Source organism: Anaerotruncus massiliensis (ex Togo et al. 2026), from assembly GCF_900199635.1.
In the GTDB taxonomy this organism is placed as follows: domain Bacteria; phylum Bacillota; class Clostridia; order Oscillospirales; family Ruminococcaceae; genus Anaerotruncus; species Anaerotruncus massiliensis.
Genome location: NZ_LT962687.1, coordinates 1,511,866 through 1,531,577, shown reverse-complemented (window position 1 = coordinate 1,531,577; position 19,712 = coordinate 1,511,866). Strand labels below are relative to the sequence as shown.

At 63.6% G+C, this 19,712-nt stretch carries 21 protein-coding genes; 18 read left to right on the top strand and 3 right to left on the bottom strand.

Translation table 11 applies throughout. The features are described from left to right. Window positions 1-3: 3 nt before the first annotated feature. Entirely contained in the window at window positions 4-750 is a 747-nt protein-coding gene (larE, locus tag C1A13_RS07675; RefSeq protein ID WP_101550731.1) for an ATP-dependent sacrificial sulfur transferase LarE, read from the bottom strand. Between the two features lie 332 nt (window positions 751-1,082). Here larE and C1A13_RS07670 point away from each other — a divergent pair, with 332 nt between their 5' ends. From C1A13_RS07670 to C1A13_RS07650, 5 genes are read left to right on the top strand one after another with little or no spacing between them, the layout of a single operon-like run. Then, complete coding sequence (locus tag C1A13_RS07670) at window positions 1,083-2,060, top strand: ABC transporter permease (protein ID WP_101550729.1); 978 nt, start codon at window positions 1,083-1,085, stop codon at window positions 2,058-2,060. Next, a complete protein-coding gene (locus C1A13_RS07665; RefSeq protein ID WP_101550727.1) occupies window positions 2,057-2,947 on the top strand; it encodes an ABC transporter permease in 891 nt (296 codons plus the stop codon). The genes C1A13_RS07670 and C1A13_RS07665 overlap by 4 nt, the downstream gene beginning before the upstream one ends. Further along, window positions 2,932-4,476 (top strand): ABC transporter substrate-binding protein, encoded by a 1,545-nt coding sequence (locus C1A13_RS07660; RefSeq protein WP_101550725.1) that lies wholly within the window; start codon window positions 2,932-2,934, stop codon window positions 4,474-4,476. Before C1A13_RS07665 ends, C1A13_RS07660 begins: the two co-directional genes overlap by 16 nt. 13 nt (window positions 4,477-4,489) lie before the next feature. Beyond that, window positions 4,490-5,512, top strand: a complete 1,023-nt coding sequence (locus tag C1A13_RS07655; RefSeq protein ID WP_101550723.1) for an ABC transporter ATP-binding protein — start codon at window positions 4,490-4,492, stop codon at window positions 5,510-5,512. Beyond that, entirely contained in the window at window positions 5,505-6,242 is a 738-nt protein-coding gene (locus C1A13_RS07650) for an ABC transporter ATP-binding protein (protein ID WP_101553217.1), read from the top strand. The genes C1A13_RS07655 and C1A13_RS07650 overlap by 8 nt, the downstream gene beginning before the upstream one ends. Window positions 6,243-6,345: 103 nt before the next feature. On the opposite strand, the gene C1A13_RS14635 is transcribed toward C1A13_RS07650, so the two are convergent. Further along, entirely contained in the window at window positions 6,346-6,645 is a 300-nt protein-coding gene (locus C1A13_RS14635; RefSeq protein ID WP_146021702.1) for a hypothetical protein, read from the bottom strand. Between the two features lie 301 nt (window positions 6,646-6,946). On the opposite strand from C1A13_RS14635, the gene C1A13_RS07640 reads away from it, so the two are divergent. The 3 genes from C1A13_RS07640 (at window position 6,947) to sigG (ending at window position 9,447) form a co-directional block, all read left to right on the top strand. Then, window positions 6,947-7,762, top strand: coding sequence for a sigma-E processing peptidase SpoIIGA (locus C1A13_RS07640; protein WP_101550719.1), 816 nt, complete (start codon window positions 6,947-6,949; stop codon window positions 7,760-7,762). 62 nt (window positions 7,763-7,824) lie between these two features. Further along, complete coding sequence (gene sigE / locus C1A13_RS07635; RefSeq protein ID WP_101553216.1) at window positions 7,825-8,505, top strand: RNA polymerase sporulation sigma factor SigE; 681 nt, start codon at window positions 7,825-7,827, stop codon at window positions 8,503-8,505. Window positions 8,506-8,676: 171 nt separating this feature from the next. After that, a complete protein-coding gene (sigG, locus tag C1A13_RS07630) occupies window positions 8,677-9,447 on the top strand; it encodes an RNA polymerase sporulation sigma factor SigG (protein ID WP_101553215.1) in 771 nt (256 codons plus the stop codon). A gap of 44 nt (window positions 9,448-9,491) precedes the next feature. Here the strand turns inward: sigG and C1A13_RS07625 are convergent, their stop codons facing one another. Then, entirely contained in the window at window positions 9,492-10,877 is a 1,386-nt protein-coding gene (locus tag C1A13_RS07625) for a sodium-dependent transporter (protein WP_101550717.1), read from the bottom strand. A gap of 181 nt (window positions 10,878-11,058) precedes the next feature. Between C1A13_RS07625 and C1A13_RS07620 the strand changes: the two genes are divergently transcribed. The 10 genes from C1A13_RS07620 (at window position 11,059) to ispG (ending at window position 19,708) form a co-directional block, all read left to right on the top strand. Next, window positions 11,059-11,358: a YlmC/YmxH family sporulation protein gene (locus tag C1A13_RS07620; RefSeq protein ID WP_101550715.1), complete on the top strand. Its 300-nt coding sequence runs from the start codon at window positions 11,059-11,061 to the stop codon at window positions 11,356-11,358. Between the two features lie 198 nt (window positions 11,359-11,556). Continuing rightward, window positions 11,557-12,309, top strand: coding sequence for a 30S ribosomal protein S2 (gene rpsB / locus C1A13_RS07615; protein ID WP_101550713.1), 753 nt, complete (start codon window positions 11,557-11,559; stop codon window positions 12,307-12,309). A gap of 44 nt (window positions 12,310-12,353) precedes the next feature. Further along, window positions 12,354-13,274, top strand: a complete 921-nt coding sequence (tsf, locus tag C1A13_RS07610) for a translation elongation factor Ts (protein WP_101550711.1) — start codon at window positions 12,354-12,356, stop codon at window positions 13,272-13,274. 200 nt (window positions 13,275-13,474) lie between these two features. After that, on the top strand, window positions 13,475-14,197 hold the full coding sequence (pyrH, locus tag C1A13_RS07605; RefSeq protein ID WP_101550709.1) for a UMP kinase: 723 nt from the start codon (window positions 13,475-13,477) through the stop codon (window positions 14,195-14,197). Then, complete coding sequence (frr, locus tag C1A13_RS07600; protein ID WP_101550707.1) at window positions 14,190-14,744, top strand: ribosome recycling factor; 555 nt, start codon at window positions 14,190-14,192, stop codon at window positions 14,742-14,744. Before pyrH ends, frr begins: the two co-directional genes overlap by 8 nt. A 20-nt stretch (window positions 14,745-14,764) precedes the next feature. Next, window positions 14,765-15,481 carry an isoprenyl transferase gene (locus tag C1A13_RS07595; protein ID WP_101550702.1) on the top strand — a complete coding sequence of 239 codons (717 nt, stop codon included), beginning with the start codon at window positions 14,765-14,767 and terminating at the stop codon, window positions 15,479-15,481. 37 nt (window positions 15,482-15,518) lie between these two features. Continuing rightward, on the top strand, window positions 15,519-16,352 hold the full coding sequence (locus C1A13_RS07590; RefSeq protein WP_172439210.1) for a phosphatidate cytidylyltransferase: 834 nt from the start codon (window positions 15,519-15,521) through the stop codon (window positions 16,350-16,352). 28 nt (window positions 16,353-16,380) lie between these two features. Further along, window positions 16,381-17,538 (top strand): 1-deoxy-D-xylulose-5-phosphate reductoisomerase, encoded by a 1,158-nt coding sequence (locus tag C1A13_RS07585; protein WP_101550698.1) that lies wholly within the window; start codon window positions 16,381-16,383, stop codon window positions 17,536-17,538. Between the two features lie 94 nt (window positions 17,539-17,632). Next, entirely contained in the window at window positions 17,633-18,658 is a 1,026-nt protein-coding gene (locus tag C1A13_RS07580) for a M50 family metallopeptidase (protein ID WP_101550696.1), read from the top strand. Between the two features lie 15 nt (window positions 18,659-18,673). Then, window positions 18,674-19,708, top strand: coding sequence for a flavodoxin-dependent (E)-4-hydroxy-3-methylbut-2-enyl-diphosphate synthase (ispG, locus tag C1A13_RS07575; RefSeq protein WP_101550694.1), 1,035 nt, complete (start codon window positions 18,674-18,676; stop codon window positions 19,706-19,708). The last annotated feature ends 4 nt before the right edge of the window (window positions 19,709-19,712 follow it).

Below are 19,712 nucleotides of genomic sequence, written 5' to 3'. Positions count from 1 at the left end.
TCCTTAACCGCGCGGCCGCAGATCGAGCAGCACCGCGTCAAAATCGGGGGATAGCGCGTCCAAAATCGCCTGCCGCGCCAAAAGAGCGCGAGAAAGCTGCCCCTCCGGGAGCTGGATGCGCGCCGCGCCGCAAAAAAAACGCACCCGAAAATCGGTGAACCCGAGGGAGAAGAGGGCGTTTTCGGCGCGTTCGGTCTTTTCCAGCAGGCCGGGGGTGATCGGCGTGCCGGTGGGGACCCGGGTGGCAAGACAGGCATAGGCGGGCTTATCGTGGGTGAAAAGCCCCGCCTCGCGGGAAAGTCGGCGGATCTCCGGCTTGGAGAGGCCCGCCTCCCGCAGGGGGGAGCGCACCCCAAGCTCCGCGAGCGCCTTCATGCCCGGCCGGTCGGCGCCGTCGTCCGAGGCGTTGGTGCCGTCGCAGAGCACCTCGAATCCGTCGGCGCGCGCGGCCTCCCACAGTCGGGTGAAGAGCGCGCGCTTGCAGTGGTAGCAGCGCAGCGGCCCGTTCTCCGCGACGCCGGGGACTCCGAGCACGTCGTATTCGACGATGTGCAGCGGCACGCCGAGCTGGCCCGCGAGCTTTTGGGCGTCCTCCAGCTCGAACTGGGGCTGGAAGGGCGTCTTCAAAAAGTAGGCGGCCGCATCGCAGCCCGCCGTCTTGGCGGCGTAGAGCAGGTAGGCGGAATCCACCCCGCCGGAGAACGCGACCGCTACCCGCGGGTGCGCGGCAAAAAAGGATTCGAGAGGCATCCCAAAGACCTCCTGTCGACAAAAAAAGGCTCACGAAGCGTGAGCCTTCTGGCGGTTTTCTCCGTGGCTTGACCACAGACAGCGCACTTCCTGTGCGCTACCAGTTTACAATAACGGGGCCGGTTTGTCAATCGCGGCGGCTTGACAAATCCGTTTCATTCGGGTATCCTTAGTGAGGTCCGCAGAAGCGGACGCGTGCGCCGCCCACGAAGGGACGGCAGGCAGTATAGACGATTTGACGAATGAAATCATGAAGATTTTCCCGCGGGCAACGCGGGGGATTTTTCATGGTTTTTTCTTTTGCGTCAAATTTGGCGGGGGAGGGTGAAAAGATGAAGCGCGCGGTGAAAAACGCGGTCAGGCGGGCGCTGGGATTTGTGCTGGCGCTCTTTCTGCTTTCCATCGCGGTCTTTTTCCTCTCGCGGCTTTCCCCCGGCGACCCGCTGCGCTCCTACTACGGCGAGAGCGCGGAACGCCTCAGCGAATCCGAGCGCGCCGACGCGCTCGACCGGCTCGGGCTGGACCGACCGATCATCGTGCAGTATGGCGCGTGGCTTCAAAACGCGCTCCGGGGCGACTTCGGCGTCTCCTTCCAGTATAAGCGGGACGTGATGACGGTGATCGGCGGCGTCTACGGGAACACGCTGCTGCTCGGCGTGACCGCCTACCTGCTGACCTTCGGGCTGGCGCTGCTGCTGGGGGCCTTCTGCGCGCTGCGGGAGGATTCGCCGGCCGACCGCGCCGTCCGGCGGATCGGCACCGTGACCGGCTGCATCCCTTCCTTCTGGCTGGCGCTTCTGCTGATCCTGCTGTTCAGCGTCGAGCTGGGCCTGCTGCCCTCGAGCGGGGCCTACGACATCGGCAGGCCGTACGACCTTTTGGGACGCCTGCGCCATCTCGTCCTGCCGCTCGCCGTGCTGGTGCTCGGGCACCTCTGGTACTACGCCTACCTCATCCGCAACCGCCTGCTCGACGAGGTGCGGCAGGACTATGTCCTGCTCTGCCGTGCGGAGGGGCTCAGCCGCCGCAAAATCCTTTTCACCCAGTGCCTGCGCAACGTCCTGCCCTCCTATTTCGGGCTGATGGCGGTGTCGATCCCGCATATTCTGGGCGGCACCTACATCGTGGAAAAGGTGTTTTCCTATCCGGGGCTGGGCACACTCTGTTTTGAAAGCGCGAAATATCACGACTACAACATGCTGCTCGTCCTCTGCCTCATCACCGGCGCGGTCGTCATGCTCGCGGGCATGGCGGCGCGGGCGCTGGGCGGGGCGCTCGACCCGCGCATGAGGGGGAGGGGCGCGCGATGAATTTTCTGCCCGGCGACTTCTCCTTCGCGCCCGCGCCCCCCGGCGCGGCACCGCCGCTGCCGCCACCGAAGCCGCGCGCCAAACGGCCGTGGGCCGCATTCTGCCTGCTCGGGCTGATCCTGCTGGGGTGCGCCCTCGCGGGCGCGCTCGCGCCGCGCGACCCCGGATACCTCGACCTATCGCACATCGGCGCGCCGCCCTCGCCGGAATTCTGGTTCGGCACCGATCCGATGGGGCGCGACCTCTTTTCCATGATCTGGCACGGGGGGCGGGTGTCCCTCCTCGTGGGGTGCCTCGCGGCCGCGATATCAACCGCGATCGCCCTGCTCTACGGCAGCGTCAGCGGAGTCGCGCCCGCTAAGGCGGACGCCGCGATGATGCGTTTCATCGAGCTTTCCCTCTCGGTGCCGTCCATCCTGCTCGTCATCTTTTTGCAGGCGGTCATCGGCCGCCAAAGCCCGGCGGGCATCGCGCTGGTCGTCGGCGTGACCGGCTGGATGCAGATGGCGCAGGTCGTGCGCGGAGAGGTGCGCAGGCTGCGGCACAGCGCCTACGTCCTCGCGGCGCGCACGATGAAGGCGGGCTTCTGGCACATCCTGCGGCGGCACCTGCTGCCGAATCTCCTGTCGCCCCTCATGTTCATGGTCGTAACCAACATCAGCGCGGCGATCGCAACCGAATCGACCCTCAGCTTCCTGGGGCTCGGCCTGCCGGTCGGCGTCGTCTCGTGGGGGAGCCTGCTCTCCCAGGCCGACCGGGCGCTCCTGTCCGGGAGCTGGTGGGTCATCGTCATACCGGGCGTCTTTCTGATCACGACGCTCGTCTCCATCACCGACATTGGAAATTACATCCGTAGGGAGGGTAACAAAACATGCAGCAATCTGTAACGCGCCTCCTCGCCGTCCTGCTGGCGGCGGTCCTCTTCCTCCTGCCGGGCTGCGGCGCGGCGGGCGGGGAACCGGAAGAAACGACCCTCGTCTATGGCAGCGGGGACTACACGAGCATCAACCCCGCGCTCTATGAGCACGGGGAAGTGAACCTGCTGCTCTTTTCGGGGCTGACCGCCCGCGACGGGGAAAACAAGATCATCCCCGGGCTGGCGGAAAAGTGGGAGTACGACCGCGACAGCCTCACCTACACCTTTACGCTCCGGAAGGGCGTCAAATGGCACGACGGCGAACCGTTCACCGCCGCAGACGTAAAGTTCACGCTGGAAGCGATCCTCGCCCCCGAGAACCTCTCGGAGATCGCCTCCAACTATGAGGACATCGCGGCGATCGAGACGCCCGACGACCACACCGTGAGGATCACGCTTTCCTCACCCAACGCCGCGATGCTCGATTACCTCGCGATCGGAATCCTCCCGAAGCACCTGCTCGAGGGGAAGGACCTCGTCACCGACCCCTTCAACCAGGCGCCGGTCGGGACCGGCCCCTACAAGCTCGTCGCGTGGGACGCGGGACAGAGCATCGTGCTCGAGCGCAACCCCGATTACTACGCGGGCACGCCGAAGATCGGGCGGATTATCTTCAAAATCGTGCCCGACGAGAAGGCGCGCGCCATGCAGCTTCGGTCGGGGGAGCTCGACCTCGCGCAGGTGTCCCCGCAGGACGCGCGGTCGTTTGGGGACGCGGAGGGCTTTACCGTCTACGACATGAAGACCTCCGACTACCGGGGGGTCCTCTATAATTTCAACCATCCACTCTTCGCCAAATACCGCGAGCTGCCCAACGCGCTGAGCTACGCGGTCGACCGGCAGGCGATCGTCGACAGCGTCCTGCTCGGCAAGGGCCGGCCCGCCTACTCGCCCCTCCAGTCCGGCCCCTACAACAATCCCGCCGTTGAAAAGTTCCAGTACGATCCGGTCAAGACCCGTGCGATGCTCGAAGCGGCGGGCTGGCGGCAGGGCTCCGACGGCGTCTACCAGAAGGACGGCGACCGGCTGGCCTTTACGATCCACTGCCCCGAGGGGGACCCGGTGCGCGTCGACATGGCGAACATCTGCGCGCAGCAGTTCTCCGAGGCGGGCGCGGACGTGACCGTTTCGATCGATTCCGAGATCGACTGGGCGGGGCAGGCCGCCTATCTGATCGGCTGGGGAAGCCCCTTCGACCCCGACGACCACACCTACAAGGTGTTCGGCACTGGGCAGGCGGCCAACTACGGGAACTACTCCAACCCCCGTGTGGACGACCTGCTCGGGAAAGCGCGCGGCACCGACGTCTCCGCCGACCGGATGAAATACTATCAGGCGTTCCAGGAGGCGCTGACCGACGATTTGCCCTACACCTTCCTGGCCTATGCCGACGCCGTCTACGTCGCGAAGGACCGGGTGCAGGGGATCGCGCCCGACACGGTCCTCGGCCACCACGGGGTGGGCATCTTCTGGAACGTCAAAGACTGGACGCTCGCCTGAAGGGGGAATGACCATGGACGCGCTGCTTGAGGTGCGGGATCTGAAGATCGCGTTTGACTCCCCGCGCGGCGTCATCCGGGCGGTGCGCGGCGTCTCCTTCTCCATTTGCGCGGGGGAGACGCTCGCGGTCGTTGGGGAGAGCGGCTGCGGCAAGTCGGTGCTCTGCAAGAGCCTGCTCGGCCTGCTGCCCCACCGGGGGCGGGTCGCGGGCGGGAGCATCCTCTACGCGGGGCGGGACCTCGCCGCGATGGGCGAGCGGGAGCTCGAGGGGATCCGCGGGAAGGAGATCGCGCTCGTGCTGCAAAACCCGATGTCCGCGCTGAACCCCTCCCTGCCGGTGGGAAGCCAGATCGCCCGCGCCGCCCGCGCGCACGGAGGGATCTCCCGTGCCGGGGCGAAGGCGCGCGCGCTCGAGCTGATGGCCCTGACCGGCATCCCCGAACCCGCGCGGCGGTACGGCGACTATCCGCACCAGTTTTCCGGCGGGATGCTCCAGCGCTGCGTGCTCGCGTCGGCGCTTGCCTGCGGCCCGAAGCTGCTTGTCGCCGACGAGCCGACCACCGCGCTCGACGCGACCGTGCAGGCGCAGATGCTCGGCCTGCTGCGGGACATCCAGCACCAGACGGGCACGGCGATCCTCTTTATCACCCACGACCTCGGCGCGGCGGCCCGGATCGCCGGGCGCGTCGCCGTCATGTACGCGGGCAGGCTCGTCGAGATCGGCACCGCGGAGGAAATCTACCACGACCCGCGCCATCCCTACACCTGGGGGCTGCTCGCGTCCGTTCCCTCCCCGGAGGGAACGGGGGAGCTCTTCAGCATTCCAGGCGCGCCTCCCGACCTGCTCCATCCACCCGCAGGCGACGCGTTTGCCCCGCGGAATCCCTGGGCGCTGGGTGTCGACTGGCGGGAGGAGCCGCCCCTCTTCCGCGTTTCCGATACCCACTATGCCGCGACCTGGCTGCTGCATCCCGACGCGCCGCGCGTCGACCCGCCCGCCGGGATTGGGGAAAGGCGGGTGAGCGCCGGTGGATGAGCCGCTGCTTTCGGTATGCGGGCTGCAAAAACGCTTTTTGTCGGGCGGCGCGGAGATCCGCGCGGTCGACGGCGTGTCCTTTTCGATCGGGCGCGGGGAGCTTTTCGGGCTCGTCGGGGAGAGCGGCTCGGGCAAATCGACCGTCGCCCGCTGCGTCGCCGGGCTCTGCCGTCCGGAGGGCGGCGAAATCCGCCTCGCGGGGAGCTTCCAGATGATCTTCCAGGACGCGTCCGGCTCCCTCAATCCGCGCATGACGGCCGAGGAGCTGATCTGCGAGCCGCTCGACATCCTGCGCCGGGGCGGGCGCGCCGAACGCAGGGAAAGGGCGCGCGAACTGCTCGGACTGGTCGGCCTCGGTGAAGAGCTCGCCGGCTGCTTTCCGGGCGGCCTTTCGGGCGGGCAGCAGCAGCGGATCGCGGTGGCGCGGGCGCTCGCGCCCGACCCCGATCTCCTGCTCGCCGACGAACCCGCCGCCTCGCTCGACATGTCGGTGCGCGCGCAGATTTTGAACCTCTTCCTGCGCCTGCGGCGGGAGCGGGGCATGTCCGTCCTGCTGATCTCCCACGACCTTGCCGCGGTGCGGCGGGTCTGCGGGCGCATCGGCGTCATGAGGGCGGGAAAGCTCGTCGAGCTGGGGGAGACCGCGGAGGTCTGCGGGCGTCCGCGCCACCCCTATACACGGGCGCTGCTCGAGGCGGTGCCGGCGCCCGACCCGGACTGTTATCAGTAGTCGGGGCGGCCGTATGGTTGTAAAGCGATAAAAAAGGTGCGCAGCGGTTGCTGCGCACCTTTTTTATGTTCTGCACGGGCGGCGCGGTCCCGAGACCGGGAGGTCAGCAGCCGCACTTTCTCCTCGCGCAGTAGAGGTCCTTGCAGCAGAGCCACCGCGGATGGGCGAAGTCGGGCCAGAAGGTATTCCGGCAGTCCTCGGGGAACATCCCGCAGCAGCCGCTCTGGTCGCAGCAAAGCCTCATCTGGCGTCCGTTGTCGGACGTGACATCAACCGGATACCAGCAGCAGTCGCTGTTGGGACGGCATCCGCTGACGGGCTGGATGCGGCATTCGTCCATCTTTTTCCGGCAGCAGTTGCAGCCGCAGTTGCAGCGGTTCCTGTTGTTACAACAACAAGCCATTAACGATCACACCTTTTTCTCAGAATAAATGTATCAAAAGCACAGCTCACAGGGATAAGAACGCCGCGCGCGGTCCCGTGCGGCAGGAAAGGGCGGGCAGGGAGCCCCGCCGGACGCTCCGATACAGTTGCTGTTCTCTCTCATTGTATGCGGGAGGGGCCCATCGTGTTAGCCCGCGCGGGGCTTTGGAGAAATCCGATGATTTGTCCCGCGATTTCGACAGAAACAAAACTTGTCCGCTCTCTATAATAGTCCTGTTGGACAATATCAGCTTGGAACTTTTCGAGGGGGCGGGGCGGTTATGACAGTTTATGCCGATGTGCTGGTGGTGGTGAATTATATCGTCAATCTCTTGCTCCTGCTCGCCTCTGCCAAGCTGCTTGGCGTGGTGACATGCCGCTGGAGGCTGTGCGCCGGGGCACTCGTCGGCGCGCTTGGGTCGCTCGTCATCTTCCTGCCCTATGTCGGGATGTGGTTCCAGGCCCTCTATAAAATCCTGCTCGCCCTGGCGATGGCGGCGGCCGCCTTCGGCGTCCGCCCGTGGCAGAGGCTCGCAAAGGCCCTTTTTGTCACCTTTGCGGTGAGCTTCCTCTTCGCGGGGCTCATGCTGGCGCTCTCCCGCCTGCTCGCGCCCGCCGGGATGATCTTCTATAACGGCGTGGTCTACTTCGACATCTCCGTGCTGGCGCTCATCCTCTCCACGACCGCCGCCTACCTGCTCCTACTGCTCTTCGAGCGGCTCTTCGCGGGCCGGGTCGACGAGCGCCGGCTCTATGAGATCACCGTGACGGCGGGCGGGAGGGCGGTCTCCTGCAAGGGGCTTGCGGATACCGGCAGCGATTTGCGGGAGCCTTTTTCCGGCGCGCCGGTCATCGTCTGCGACCGGACGCTGGCGGAACGGGTCCGTCCGCCCGAGCACGCGGGCTTCCGGGTGATCCCCTGCCGGACGGTGACGGGGGAGGGGGCGCTCGAGGGGTTCCGGCCCGATGAAATCCAGATCACCGGAGGAGGCAGGACGATCCGGACCTCCGACGTCTACATAGCGGCGAGCCGCGAACCGATCAGCGGGGAATACCAGGCGCTCATCAACCCGCAGATCATCGACCGGGCGCATTAGGGAAGGGGCGTATTTATTTGATCACGACATTACGGGCGCGGGCGGCCGGGCTGTTCGGGCGGCTGCGCGAAATCTTCCGGCGGCTGTGGCGGCGGCGGGCCTACTACATCAACGGCCCGGAGACGCTGCCCGCTCCGCTCTCCAAGGAGGAGGAAAAGATCGTCTTCCGCAAGCTCGAGGAGAACGACGAGGGCGCGAAGGAGACATTGACGGTACATAATCTGCGGCTGGTCGTCTACATCGCCAAAAAATTCGAGTCGACCGGCATCTGCGTGGAGGACCTCATCTCGATCGGGACGATCGGGCTGATCAAGGCGGTGAACACCTTCTGCCCGCAGAAGAACATCAAGCTGGCCACCTACGCCTCCCGCTGCATCGAAAACGAGATCCTCATGCACCTGCGCAAAAACCAGTCGCACAGGAACGAAATCTCGATCGACGAGCCGCTCAACATCGACTGGGACGGCAACGAGCTGCTTCTTTCGGATATTCTGGGTACCGATCCGGACAGCATCAACCGTCCCATCGAGGACGAGGCGGAAAAGAACCTCCTGCTCGGCGCGATCAGCCATCTCGACGAGCGCGAACAGCTCATCATGAAGCTGCGGTTCGGCCTGCTCGGCAGCGAGGAGAAGACCCAGAAGGAGGTCGCGGACATCATCGGCATCTCCCAGTCGTATATCTCGCGGCTGGAAAAGCGCATCATCAAAAAGCTCAAGAAAGAGCTGGAAAAGACCCTGTAACGGCACCCCGCTTTACAGGAAGGCCCCGGCACGGAATCTCCGTGCCGGGGCCTTCCCGCGCGTCCCGGAAAATGCTGCCGCGCCGGTCAAGCAATTTTTGGAAAGCGTATGTTTGCAAATTCCCCTGCTCATACTGAATTTAGAAAGATTCGGGTGAGCGGGGTGCGAAACGTGTATTACAACAAGGTGGAAATCTGTGGGATCAATACGGCCAAGCTGACCGTTTTAAAGGAAAAGGAAAAGATTGAGCTGTTGAAGCGCATCCGGCAGGGGGACCAGCAGGCGCGCCAGGAGATGATCAACGGCAACCTGCGGCTGGTGCTGTCGGTCGTGCAGAAGTTCACCAACCGCGGAGAAAATCTGGACGACCTCTTCCAGGTGGGATGCATCGGACTGATCAAGGCGATCGACAACTTCGATCCCAACCAGAACGTGCGCTTTTCTACCTACGGGGTGCCGATGATCATCGGGGAAATCCGCCGCCACCTGCGCGACAACAATTCGGTGCGGGTAAGCCGTTCGCTGCGCGATCTCGCCTATAAGGCGATGCAGGCGAAGGAGACGCTCATCAACCGCAACTCCAAGGAGCCGACCGTCGACGAGATCGCGGCGGAAATGGGCGCCAAAAAGGAGGACGTCGTGCTCGCGCTCGAGGCGATCGTCGAGCCGATGTCCCTCTACGAGCCGGTCTATTCGGACGGCGGGGACACGATCTACGTGATGGACCAGGTGGGGGACAAGGGCGGCGAGAGCGACTGGATGGACGAGATCGCGATCAAGGAGGCGATGAAGAGCCTCGGCGATCGGGAGAAGAGGATCCTCACGCTGCGCTTTTTCGTCGGCAAGACCCAGATGGAGGTCGCCAAGGAGATCGGCATCTCGCAGGCGCAGGTCTCCCGGCTGGAAAAGGGCGCGCTCGACTGGATCAAAAAACACATCTAAAAAAGGAAGCCGCCCGCGGGCGGCTTCCTTTTTCTTTTCATGGATCAGCGCATGAACAGCGCCTTGAAAATCTTGTCCCAGTAGCCCTGCACGAAGAGGATCAGTACGATGATCGGCAGGATGTAGGAGACGTAGATCCGCGACCATTTGGGGAATTTGACGCCGTTTCCGGTGTCCGCCTCGGTGAGGAAGTTTTTCCAGCCCCATCCGTACCGGGAGGTGCAGAAGAGCAGGTAGACGAGGGAGCCGAGCGGCAGCAGGTTGTTGCTGACGATGAAGTCCTCGAGGTCGAGCACCGCGGAACCCGCGCCGAGCGGGACAAAGCCGCTCCACAGGTTGTAGCCGAGCACGCAGGGGATCGAAAGCAGGATGATCGCCACGAAATTGACGGCAACCGTCTTTTTGCGGGTCCAGCCCCACAGGTCCATGCCGAAGGAGACGATGTTCTCGAACACCGCGATGATGGTCGAGAGGGCGGCGAAGGACATGAAGACGAAGAAGAGCGCGCCGAACACCCGTCCGCCGGGCATCTCGTTGAAGATATTGGGCAGGGTGACGAAGACGAGGCCGGGGCCCTGCGCCGAGTCGACGCCGAACGCCGAGCAGGCGGGGAAGATGATCAGGCCCGCCATCAGCGCGACGAAGGTGTCGAGCAGCGTGATGCTGATCGACTCGCCGGTGAGGGAGCGGTCCTTGCCGATGTAGCTGCCGAAGATGGCCATTGCGCCGATGCCGAGGCTGAGGGTGAAGAACGCCTGTCCCATGGCGGCGGAGACGACGGTGGTGATGCCCTGGTCGGCCATCTTGCCGAAATCGGGCATGAGGTAGAACCGGAGTCCTTCGCCCGCGCCCGGCAGCGTGACCGAGCGCACGACGAGCACGACCATGATGAGCAGCAGGCAGCTCATCATCGCCTTGGTGATCTTTTCCACGCCGTTCTGCAACCCCATCGAGCATACGCTGAAGCCGATCACGACGACGATCACCATCCAGATCATCATGAGCAGCGGGTCGCCGAGCATGCCGTTGAAGATGCCGCCGACCTCTTCCGGGGTCTTGCCGACGAACTCGCCGCCCGCCATCTTCACAAAGTAGATAAGCATCCAGCCGCCGACGGTCGTATAGAACATCATCAGCATGTAGTTGCCGAGCATGGCGCCGTATTTATACAGGTGCCATTTGCTGCCCTTGGGCTCGAGCACGTCGAACGAGCGGGCGGCGCTCTTCTGGCTGGCGCGGCCGACCGAGAACTCCATCACCATGATCGGCAGGCCGAGGATGACGAGGAAGAACAGGTAGATCAGCACGAACGCCGCGCCGCCGTACTGTCCCGTGATGTAGGGGAACCGCCAGACGTTGCCGATCCCGATGGCGCAGCCCGCCGAGATCAGCAGGAAGCCGAGCCGCGAAGAAAATTTTTCCCTTTGCACAAAAACACCTCCGTCCCGGCAGGTCCCTGCTCTGCCGGGGATTTCCGTTTGCGGGGTTTACAAATTGTTCATAAAGTTTATCATAAGGGATTTCCAACCAAATGTCAATTGATTGGCGGAAGAACTATTTCCCCAAACGCACACATATACTTTTATCAAATCAGCACAAGGGGGAAGGGCCATGTTTTGCCGGATGGGGGACCTTCGGAACAAATACGTCATCAACGTGCGCAACGGCAGCAAGCTCGGGTACGTCTCGGACGCGGAGATCGACACGGCGGCCGCCGCGGTCACGGCGATCGTCATCCGCGGCAGGCTGCGCTTTTTCGGGCTGCTTGGCCGGGAGGAGGACACCATCATCCGCTGGCAGGACATCGAGGTGATCGGGGAGGACACCATCCTCGTCAACCACACCCTTCCGGCGCAGGAAAATACGTCGGGCGGGCGCGGAAAGTGGTTCCGCATCCTGGAGGACGACTAAACGCCCCGAAACCGTGCAAAATATTGGTGCGGCGGGAAATTCATACTTGCATTTTTCCTCTCTTTGTGGTAATATATTACGGCTGGCATACTGCCGGTAACACACACACCGCGCGATCATCTGATCGGTGTCCCGGTCCGGGATGATGGGATGAGATGAACGTGGTGGCGGAATTTAACCGAAAGAGAGGAATTTATCATGGGCGTAGTATCAATGAAACAACTGTTGGAGGCGGGTGTCCACTTCGGCCACCAGACCCGGAGATGGAACCCGAAGATGGCCCGTTACATCTTCACCGAGCGCAACGGCATCTACATCATCGACCTCCAGAAAACCGTCAAAAAGCTGGACGAGGCCTACATGTTCGTCCGCGACATGGCCGCGGGCGGCGGGAACCTCCTGTTCGTCGGCACCAAGAAGCAGGCGGGCGATTCCGTCCGCGACGAGGCCACCCGCGCCGGCGCTTACTATGTCAACGCCAGATGGCTCGGCGGCATGCTGACCAACTTCAAGACCATCCGCCGCCGGATCGACCGCCTCGCGCAGCTGCGCAAGATGCAGGAGGACGGTACCTTCGAGCTGCTCCCGAAGAAGGAAGTCAGCAAGCTCAACCTTGAGATCGAGAAGCTCGAGAAGTTCCTCGGCGGCATCAAGGACATGAAGAAGCTCCCGTCCGCCCTCTTCGTCGTCGACCCCCGCAAGGAGAAGATCGCCGTCGCCGAGGCGCGCAAGCTGGGCATCCCCATCGTCGCGATCGTCGACACCAACTGCGATCCCGATGAGATCGATTACGTGATCCCCGGCAACGATGACGCGATCCGCGCCGTCAAGCTGCTGTGCGCCACCATGGCCGACGCCCTCATCGAGGGCCGCCAGGGCAGCACCGAGGTCGCCCCGGAAGAGGCCGCCGCGAAGGAGAACGAAACCGACGAGGCTCCCGCCGACAAGTAATCCCGGCTTTTTGGACGAATAAAAGATATATGGAGGTTTCACGAATGGCATTCACTGCAAAAGACGTACAGGCGCTGCGTGAGCAGACCAATTGCGGCATGATGGACTGCAAAAAGGCTCTGACCGAAGCGGATGGAGATATGGAAAAAGCGGTTGAGATTCTCCGTGAGAAGGGGCTCGCCGCGGCCACCAAGAAGGCCGGCCGCATCGCGGCCGAGGGTGTCGTCCTCGCGATGGTCGACGACGACACCAAGGTCGGCGTTGTGATCGAGGTCAACTCGGAGACCGACTTCGTCGCGAAGAACGACAAGTTCATGGACTTCGTCAAATCCTGTGCCAAGACCGTCGCGGCCCACAAGCCCGCCGACGTCGACGCGCTTCTGAAGCTCCCCGCGGTCGGCATGAGCATGACCGTCGAGGAGGAGCTCCGCGACAAGATCCTCACGATCGGCGAGAACATGAAGGTCCGCCGCTTCACCTATGCCGAGGGCCCGCTCGTCACCTACGTGCACGGCGGCGGCCGCATCGGCGTCATGGTCACCTTTGAGACCGACGTCGCGGACAAGGAGGGCTTCCAGGCCTACGCGAAGGACGTCGCGATGCAGGTCGCGGCGATCAATCCGCTCTTCCTCGACGAGGCTTCCGTTCCCGCGGACGTCATCGAGAAGGAGAAGGAGATCCTCACCGCTCAGATCGCCAACGACGAGAAGCTCAAGAACAAGCCCGCCCAGATCATCGCCAAGATGGTCGACGGCCGCATCGGCAAGTACTACAAGGAGAACTGCCTACTGGACCAGCCGTTCGTCAAGAACGGCGACATCACCGTGGCGCAGTACACCGAGGAGACCGCCAAGGAGCTCGGCGGCTCGATCAAGGTCACCGGTTTCGTCCGCTATGAGAAGGGCGAGGGCCTTGAGAAGCGCGAGGACAACTTCGCCGACGAAGTTGCCAGCATGATCAAGTAAAGATTTTCCCGTCGAAAGGCGGCCGGTTATCCGGCCGCCTTTTTTGTATGGGGAGGGGGAAATTAATCGCGGCGCGCCCTTTACTTTGACGGGTGATTATTGTAAAATAGAAGGGATGTAATTTCCCCCTCCGGCCCGCGGGCCGGATTGCATAAACGGGGCGCGGAAGCGTCAAAAATAACCATTCCGGGAGGTCATGTATGCCACTGAAGTATAAACGGGTCCTGCTGAAGCTCAGCGGGGAAGCCCTCGCCGGGGAGAAAAAATTCGGCATCGATTACAGCGTCGTGCGCGGCATCTGCGAGAGTATCAAAAAATGCGCCTCGCTCGGGGCCGAGATCGGGATCGTGGTCGGGGGCGGCAACTTCTTCCGCGGCAGGGACGCGGGAAGCATGGACCGCACCCGCGCCGACCACATGGGGATGCTCGCCACCGTCATGAACTCCCTCGCGCTGGCCGACGCGCTTGAGGCGCTGGGGGTGCCCGTGCGGGTGCAGACCGCCATCACCATGCAGCAGATCGCCGAACCCTACATCCGCGGGCGCGCCGTCCGCCACCTCGAAAAGGGCCGGGTCGTCATCTTCGGCTGCGGCACCGGCAACCCCTATTTTTCGACCGACACCGCCTCTTCTCTGCGCGCCGCCGAAATCGACGCGGACATCATCCTCAAGGCGACGATGGTGGACGGCGTTTACGACTGCGACCCCAACAAGTTCGACACCGCCGTGCGGTATGACAACGTTTCCTTCCAGGAGGTGCTGGAGAAGGGGCTGGGCGTGATGGACAGCACGGCCGCCGCGATGTGCCGTGACAACCGGATTCCCGTCCTTGTATTCAGCCTCGCCGACCCGGACAACATCCTGGCCGCGATCGAAGGCAAAAATATCGGAACCATCGTGAAGGAGGATGACTCAGATGAATGAACGGCTGAACCCCTATAACGAAAAGATGGAAAAGACCATCCGCGTGCTGGAGGGCGAGCTCGCGACCATCCGCGCCGGAAGGGCCAACCCCGCCGTGCTCGACAAGATCACGGTCGACTACTACGGCACCCCCACGCCGGTCCAGGCGATGGCGGCGATCTCGGTGGCGGAGGCGCGCATCCTGGTGATCCAGCCGTGGGACAAATCCACCCTCAAGCCGATCGAAAAGGCGATCCAGGCCTCTGATATCGGCATCAACCCCACCAACGACGGTTCCGTCATCCGCATCGTCTTCCCGCCGCTGACCGAGGAGCGCAGGAAAGAGATCTGCAAGCAGATCAAGAAGCAGGGTGAGGAGGCCAAGGTCGCGATCCGCGCGATCCGCCGCGACGCCAACGAGAAGTTTAAGGCGCTCAAAAAATCGAGCGAGATCAGCGAGGACGACCAGAAGGACCTCGAGGAAGCGACCCAGAAGATGACCGACAAATTCTGCAAGCGGATCGATGAAATTGCCGCGAAGAAGGAGAAGGAAATCCTCGAAATCTGATTCCGGAACGGAGTGTATCCATGTCGAATACGCAGCCTGCCGGCGCCCTGCCCCGCCACATCGGCATCATCATGGACGGGAACGGGCGCTGGGCGAGCCGCCGCGGCCTTCCGCGCAGCGCGGGGCACAAGGCCGGGGCGGATACCTTTGGCAAAATCGCAAAATACTGCCGGGAGATCGGCGTCCCCTACCTGACGATCTACGCCTTTTCCACCGAAAACTGGAAGCGGCCCGCAGACGAGGTGGAGGGGCTGATGGATCTTTTGCGCAGGTACCTGAACGAGATGTTCAAGCACCGGGAGGAGGACGCGCGGCTGTGTTTCCTGGGGGAACGCGGCCCGCTTTCCGACGATATCCGGGAGATGATGGCGCGCGCGGAGGCCGAGAGCGCCAAAAACACCGCGATCACCATCAACATCGCGCTCAACTACGGGGGCCGGGACGAGATCGTTCACGCGGCGCGCGCGCTTGCGCGCAGATGCCTTGCCGGGGAGCTTTCTCCCGACGAAATCGACGAAGAGGCGTTTGCCGGCGCGCTCTACACCGCCGGCCAGCCCGACCCCGACCTGATCATCCGCCCGAGCGGGGAACAGCGCACCTCCAACTTCCTGCCTTGGCAGGCGGCCTATGCCGAGCTGGTGTTTATGGATGTGCTCTGGCCGGACTTTACCCCCGGGCATCTTGACCGCGCCATCGCGGAATACCAGGGGCGGTCGCGGCGTTTCGGCGGCCTGTAATGTCACCCCGCAAAACGGCGGAGGATGGGAGAGTTCTATGAAGGTAAGAATCATCAGCTCCATGATCGGCCTTGTGCTGCTGTTCGTGGTCTTTGTCTTTTTTGATACGGTGCTGACGAACCTTGTGATCGCCTTTATCTGCGCGCTGGCGGTCTACGAGCTGCTCGCCGCGACCGGCTGCACCGGGGATAAGCTCGTGGCGGCGCTGTCGATCGCGTTCGCGGCGGTGATCCCGCTTTTTTCCGTGCAGTGGATCGCCCGGCACATCATGCCGATCTGCTACCTCTATGTGGTGGCGATTTTCGCCGTGCTGCTGCGCCGCCACAGCCTGCTGCGCATCGAGCAGATCGCGATGAGCTTCCTCTTCAGCCTGGTGGTGCCTTTTTCACTGACCACGATGATTTACATGCGCGACCATTGGGGCAAGGCGCTGGGCATCTTCTACGTGCTCGTGACGCTGGGCAGCGCCTGGCTGAGCGACACGGGGGCCTATTTTACGGGGCGCGCGTTCGGGAAGCATAAGCTCGCGCCCGTCATCAGCCCGAAAAAGACGGTGGAAGGCGCGATCGGCGGGATCGTCTTCGCCGAGATCGCCATGCTGCTTGTCGCGCTCCTCTACGGCGCCGTTTCGGGCTGGCTGGGCGTTCCCATCGCGGTCAACGTCCCGGCGCTGCTCTGCATCGTGCCCTTCCTGTCGGCGGCAAGCATGATCGGGGACCTGTCGGCCTCGGTCATCAAGCGGCAGTTCGGCGTCAAGGATTACGGCTCGATCATGCCGGGGCACGGCGGGATCATGGACCGGTTCGACAGCGTGCTGATGGTCGCGCCGCTGGTGTTCATCTTCAGCCAGCACGTCCATCTGGCGGCGTGAGTACATATCAATGAAGGCGGGGCAGAATTTGAAGAAAACAATCGCGCTTCTGGGGTCGACCGGTTCGATCGGCACCCAGACGCTTCGTTGCTGTAAAAATCTCGGATACGGGGTCGACGTGCTTGCCGCAAACAGGAACGCCGCCCTGCTGGAAACGCAGGCGAGGGAGTTTCACCCTCGCTGTGTTGTCGTTTCGGACAAAACGGCCTACGCAGACCTGAAGACCCGCCTCGCGGATACCGATATCCGCTTGCTGGCGGGCGTCGAGGGGATGTGCGAGGCCGCTTCGCTTCCCGGCGTCGACGTGGTGTGCAACGCGGTGGTGGGGATGGTCGGCCTGCGGCCGACGCTCGCCGCCATCGCGGCCAAAAAGACGGTCGCGCTCGCCAACAAGGAGACGCTCGTCGCGGGCGGACGGCTCGTGATGGACGCGGCGGAGGAAAACGGCGTGGACCTGCTGCCGGTCGACAGCGAACACAGCGCGATCTTCCAGTCGCTGCAGGGCAACGACCGCGCGGCGCTCAAAAAGATCATCCTCACGGCGTCGGGCGGGCCGTTCCGCGGCAAAACCGCCAAGGAGCTCGAAGGGATGACCGCAGCGGACGCGCTCCGGCACCCCAACTGGTCGATGGGCGCGAAGATCACCGTCGATTCCGCGACGCTCATGAACAAGGGGCTCGAATTCATCGAGGCGATGTGGCTCTTCGGGCTGTCGCCCGACCAGATCGAGATCGTCGTGCACCCGCAGAGCGTCGTCCATTCGGCGGTGGAGTACGCCGACGGCGCGGTGATCGCCCAGATGGGCACGCCCGACATGGCGGTGCCCATCCAGTACGCGCTGACCTGGCCGCACCGTGCGCCGACCGACGCGAGGGGTCTGTCGCTCACCGGCTACGGCAGCCTCACCTTCGAAAAACCCGACTGCGGGACGTTTGCCTGCCTGGACATCTGCATCGAGGCGGCAAGGCGCGGCGGGCTCTATCCCTGCGCGGTCAACGCGGCCAACGAATACGCGGTCGGGCGCTTCCTGGCCGGGGAGCTCAAATTCCTCGACATCGGGCGGTGCGTCGGGTACATATTGGAGCGTTTTTCCTGTAACGCCGATGAGCTTTACACACTGGAAGAGGTGCTCGAGGCGGAGGATACCGCGCGCGCGCTTGCCGAGGCGTACTGCACGCGCCGGTAATCCGCCGGAATATTGCGCGCGGCGGTAAGAATACTATGATAGTAGCGCCGCCGTATTCGGGCGATTTTATGTGGATTGGAATGTGTTGCGTTCTATGAGTATTGTCTTTCAGGTCGTTGTCGCGGTTTTCGTCTTCGGGCTGCTCATCTTCATCCATGAGCTCGGCCATTTTACGGTCGGCAAGCTCTCGGGGATGCGGGTCAACGAATTTGCGCTCGGCATGGGCCCCGCGATCTGGTCCACCCAGCGCGGCGAAACCAAATATGCCCTGCGCGCCCTGCCGATCGGCGGCTACGTCGCGGTCGAGGGGGAGGACGAGGACAGCTCCGACCCGCGCGCCTACTGCAACGTGCGGCTGTGGAAGCGGATCCTCTTCGTCTGCGCGGGCGCGCTGATGAACCTGCTGTTGGGCTTTGTCATCCTGTCGATCCTCGTCGGGATGCGGCAGAGCCTGCCCACGACGGTGGTCGGCGGGTTCCACGAGGGCGCGCAGAGCAACGCGCGGCTCCAGGCGGGGGACCGGATCCTCCGGGTCAACGGCAGCCGCGTCTTCACCTCCAACGATATCTCCTTTTCCATGGTGAGCGACAAGGACGGCGTGGTCACCTTTACCGTCCTGCGCGGCGGGGAAAAGCTCGAGCTCAGGGATATTGACTTCGGCATGCAGGTCATGGAGGACGGCGCCAAGGTCATCAACCTCGACTTCTACGTCGATTCCGTGCCCAAAACCTTTTGGAGCAGCGTGCAATATACCATTTTATGGATGTTTTCAATCGTTCGTCAGGTGTGGATGTCCTTTATCAACCTGATCACCGGCAACTTCACCCTCGCGGAGCTCTCCGGGCCGGTGGGGGTTTCGACGGTCATCGGGCAGGCGAGCATGGCGGGGATCAAGACGCTTCTGCTGCTCGTCGGGTTCATCACCGTCAACATCGGCGTCTTCAACCTCCTGCCGGTGCCCGCGCTCGACGGCGGGCGGCTGCTCTTTTTGCTGATCGAGCTGGTGATCCGCCGGCCGGTCAACCCGAAATACGAGGGAATCATCCACACGGCGGGGTTCGTCCTGCTGATGGGCCTGATGCTGGTGGTGACCTTCAACGATATCCTGCGATTCTTTTAGACGGGACGTGAACGGATGACAAGGAAAGTGAACATCGGGAATGTGACGATCGGCGGCGGAAGCCCCATCACCGTGCAGTCGATGCTGAATGTGCCCGCCGGGGACGTGGCGGGCAGCGTCGCGCAGGCGCGGGCGCTCGAGGCCGCAGGCTGCGACATCATCCGCGCCGCCGTGCCCGACCGGGAGGCGGTTCGGCTGGTGCCCGCGATCAAGGCGGCAGTTTCCGTCCCGCTCGTCGCGGACATCCACTTCGACTACCGCATCGCGCTCGACTGCGTGGCGGCGGGGGTGGACAAGATCCGCCTCAACCCCGGCAACATCGGCGGGGAGGAACGCGTAAAGCAGGTCGCGGACGCGTGCAGGGCGGCGGGGGTGCCCATCCGTATCGGGGTCAACTCCGGCTCGCTGGAAAAGCACATCCTCGCAAAATACGGCGCGCCGACCCCCCAGGCGCTGGTCGACAGCGCCCTCTACCACGCGCGCCTTCTGGAAAAGTTCGACTTCACCGACATCGTCGTGTCGATCAAGTCGCCGCATGTCCCGACAATGATTGAGGCCTACCGGCTGGCCGCGGAGCAGCTCGGCTGCCCGCTCCACCTCGGCGTGACCGAGGCGGGCACCGCGCGCATAGGGCTCATCAAGTCGGCGGTGGGCATCGGGTCGCTGCTCTGCGACGGCATCGGCGACACCATCCGCGTCTCGCTGACCGCCGACCCGGTCGAGGAGGTGCGCGCCGCGCGCGACATCCTCAAGGCCGTGGGCAGGGGCGGGGGGCCGGAGATCGTCTCCTGCCCGACCTGCGGACGCACCAAAATCGACCTCATCGCCCTGGCGGGCAGGGTGGAGGAGGCGCTCGCGGACTGCCGCAAGGACATCAAGGTCGCGGTCATGGGCTGCGCCGTCAACGGGCCGGGAGAGGCGCGGGAAGCGGATATCGGCATCGCGGGCGGAAACGGGGAGGCGCTCCTCTTCAAAAAAGGGGAGCCGGCCGGGAAATACCCCGAGGACCGGATCGTGGACGTGCTGCTTGAGGAGATTGAAAAACTGTAGGGTT

Excerpts from the sequence above, each read along its gene's own strand:
- larE (WP_101550731.1), bottom strand. The coding sequence starts at position 750 with ATGCCTCTCGAATCCTTTTTTGCCGCGCACCCGCGGGTAGCGGTCGCG.
- C1A13_RS07670 (WP_101550729.1), top strand. The coding sequence starts at position 1,083 with ATGAAGCGCGCGGTGAAAAACGCGGTCAGGCGGGCGCTGGGATTTGTG.
- C1A13_RS07665 (WP_101550727.1), top strand. The coding sequence starts at position 2,057 with ATGAATTTTCTGCCCGGCGACTTCTCCTTCGCGCCCGCGCCCCCCGGC.
- C1A13_RS07660 (WP_101550725.1), top strand. The coding sequence starts at position 2,932 with ATGCAGCAATCTGTAACGCGCCTCCTCGCCGTCCTGCTGGCGGCGGTC.
- C1A13_RS07655 (WP_101550723.1), top strand. The coding sequence starts at position 4,490 with ATGGACGCGCTGCTTGAGGTGCGGGATCTGAAGATCGCGTTTGACTCC.
- C1A13_RS14635 (WP_146021702.1), bottom strand. The coding sequence starts at position 6,645 with ATGGCTTGTTGTTGTAACAACAGGAACCGCTGCAACTGCGGCTGCAAC.
- C1A13_RS07640 (WP_101550719.1), top strand. The coding sequence starts at position 6,947 with ATGACAGTTTATGCCGATGTGCTGGTGGTGGTGAATTATATCGTCAAT.
- C1A13_RS07620 (WP_101550715.1), top strand. The coding sequence starts at position 11,059 with ATGTTTTGCCGGATGGGGGACCTTCGGAACAAATACGTCATCAACGTG.
- rpsB (WP_101550713.1), top strand. The coding sequence starts at position 11,557 with ATGGGCGTAGTATCAATGAAACAACTGTTGGAGGCGGGTGTCCACTTC.
- tsf (WP_101550711.1), top strand. The coding sequence starts at position 12,354 with ATGGCATTCACTGCAAAAGACGTACAGGCGCTGCGTGAGCAGACCAAT.
- pyrH (WP_101550709.1), top strand. The coding sequence starts at position 13,475 with ATGCCACTGAAGTATAAACGGGTCCTGCTGAAGCTCAGCGGGGAAGCC.
- frr (WP_101550707.1), top strand. The coding sequence starts at position 14,190 with ATGAATGAACGGCTGAACCCCTATAACGAAAAGATGGAAAAGACCATC.
- C1A13_RS07595 (WP_101550702.1), top strand. The coding sequence starts at position 14,765 with ATGTCGAATACGCAGCCTGCCGGCGCCCTGCCCCGCCACATCGGCATC.
- C1A13_RS07590 (WP_172439210.1), top strand. The coding sequence starts at position 15,519 with ATGAAGGTAAGAATCATCAGCTCCATGATCGGCCTTGTGCTGCTGTTC.
- C1A13_RS07580 (WP_101550696.1), top strand. The coding sequence starts at position 17,633 with ATGAGTATTGTCTTTCAGGTCGTTGTCGCGGTTTTCGTCTTCGGGCTG.
- ispG (WP_101550694.1), top strand. The coding sequence starts at position 18,674 with ATGACAAGGAAAGTGAACATCGGGAATGTGACGATCGGCGGCGGAAGC.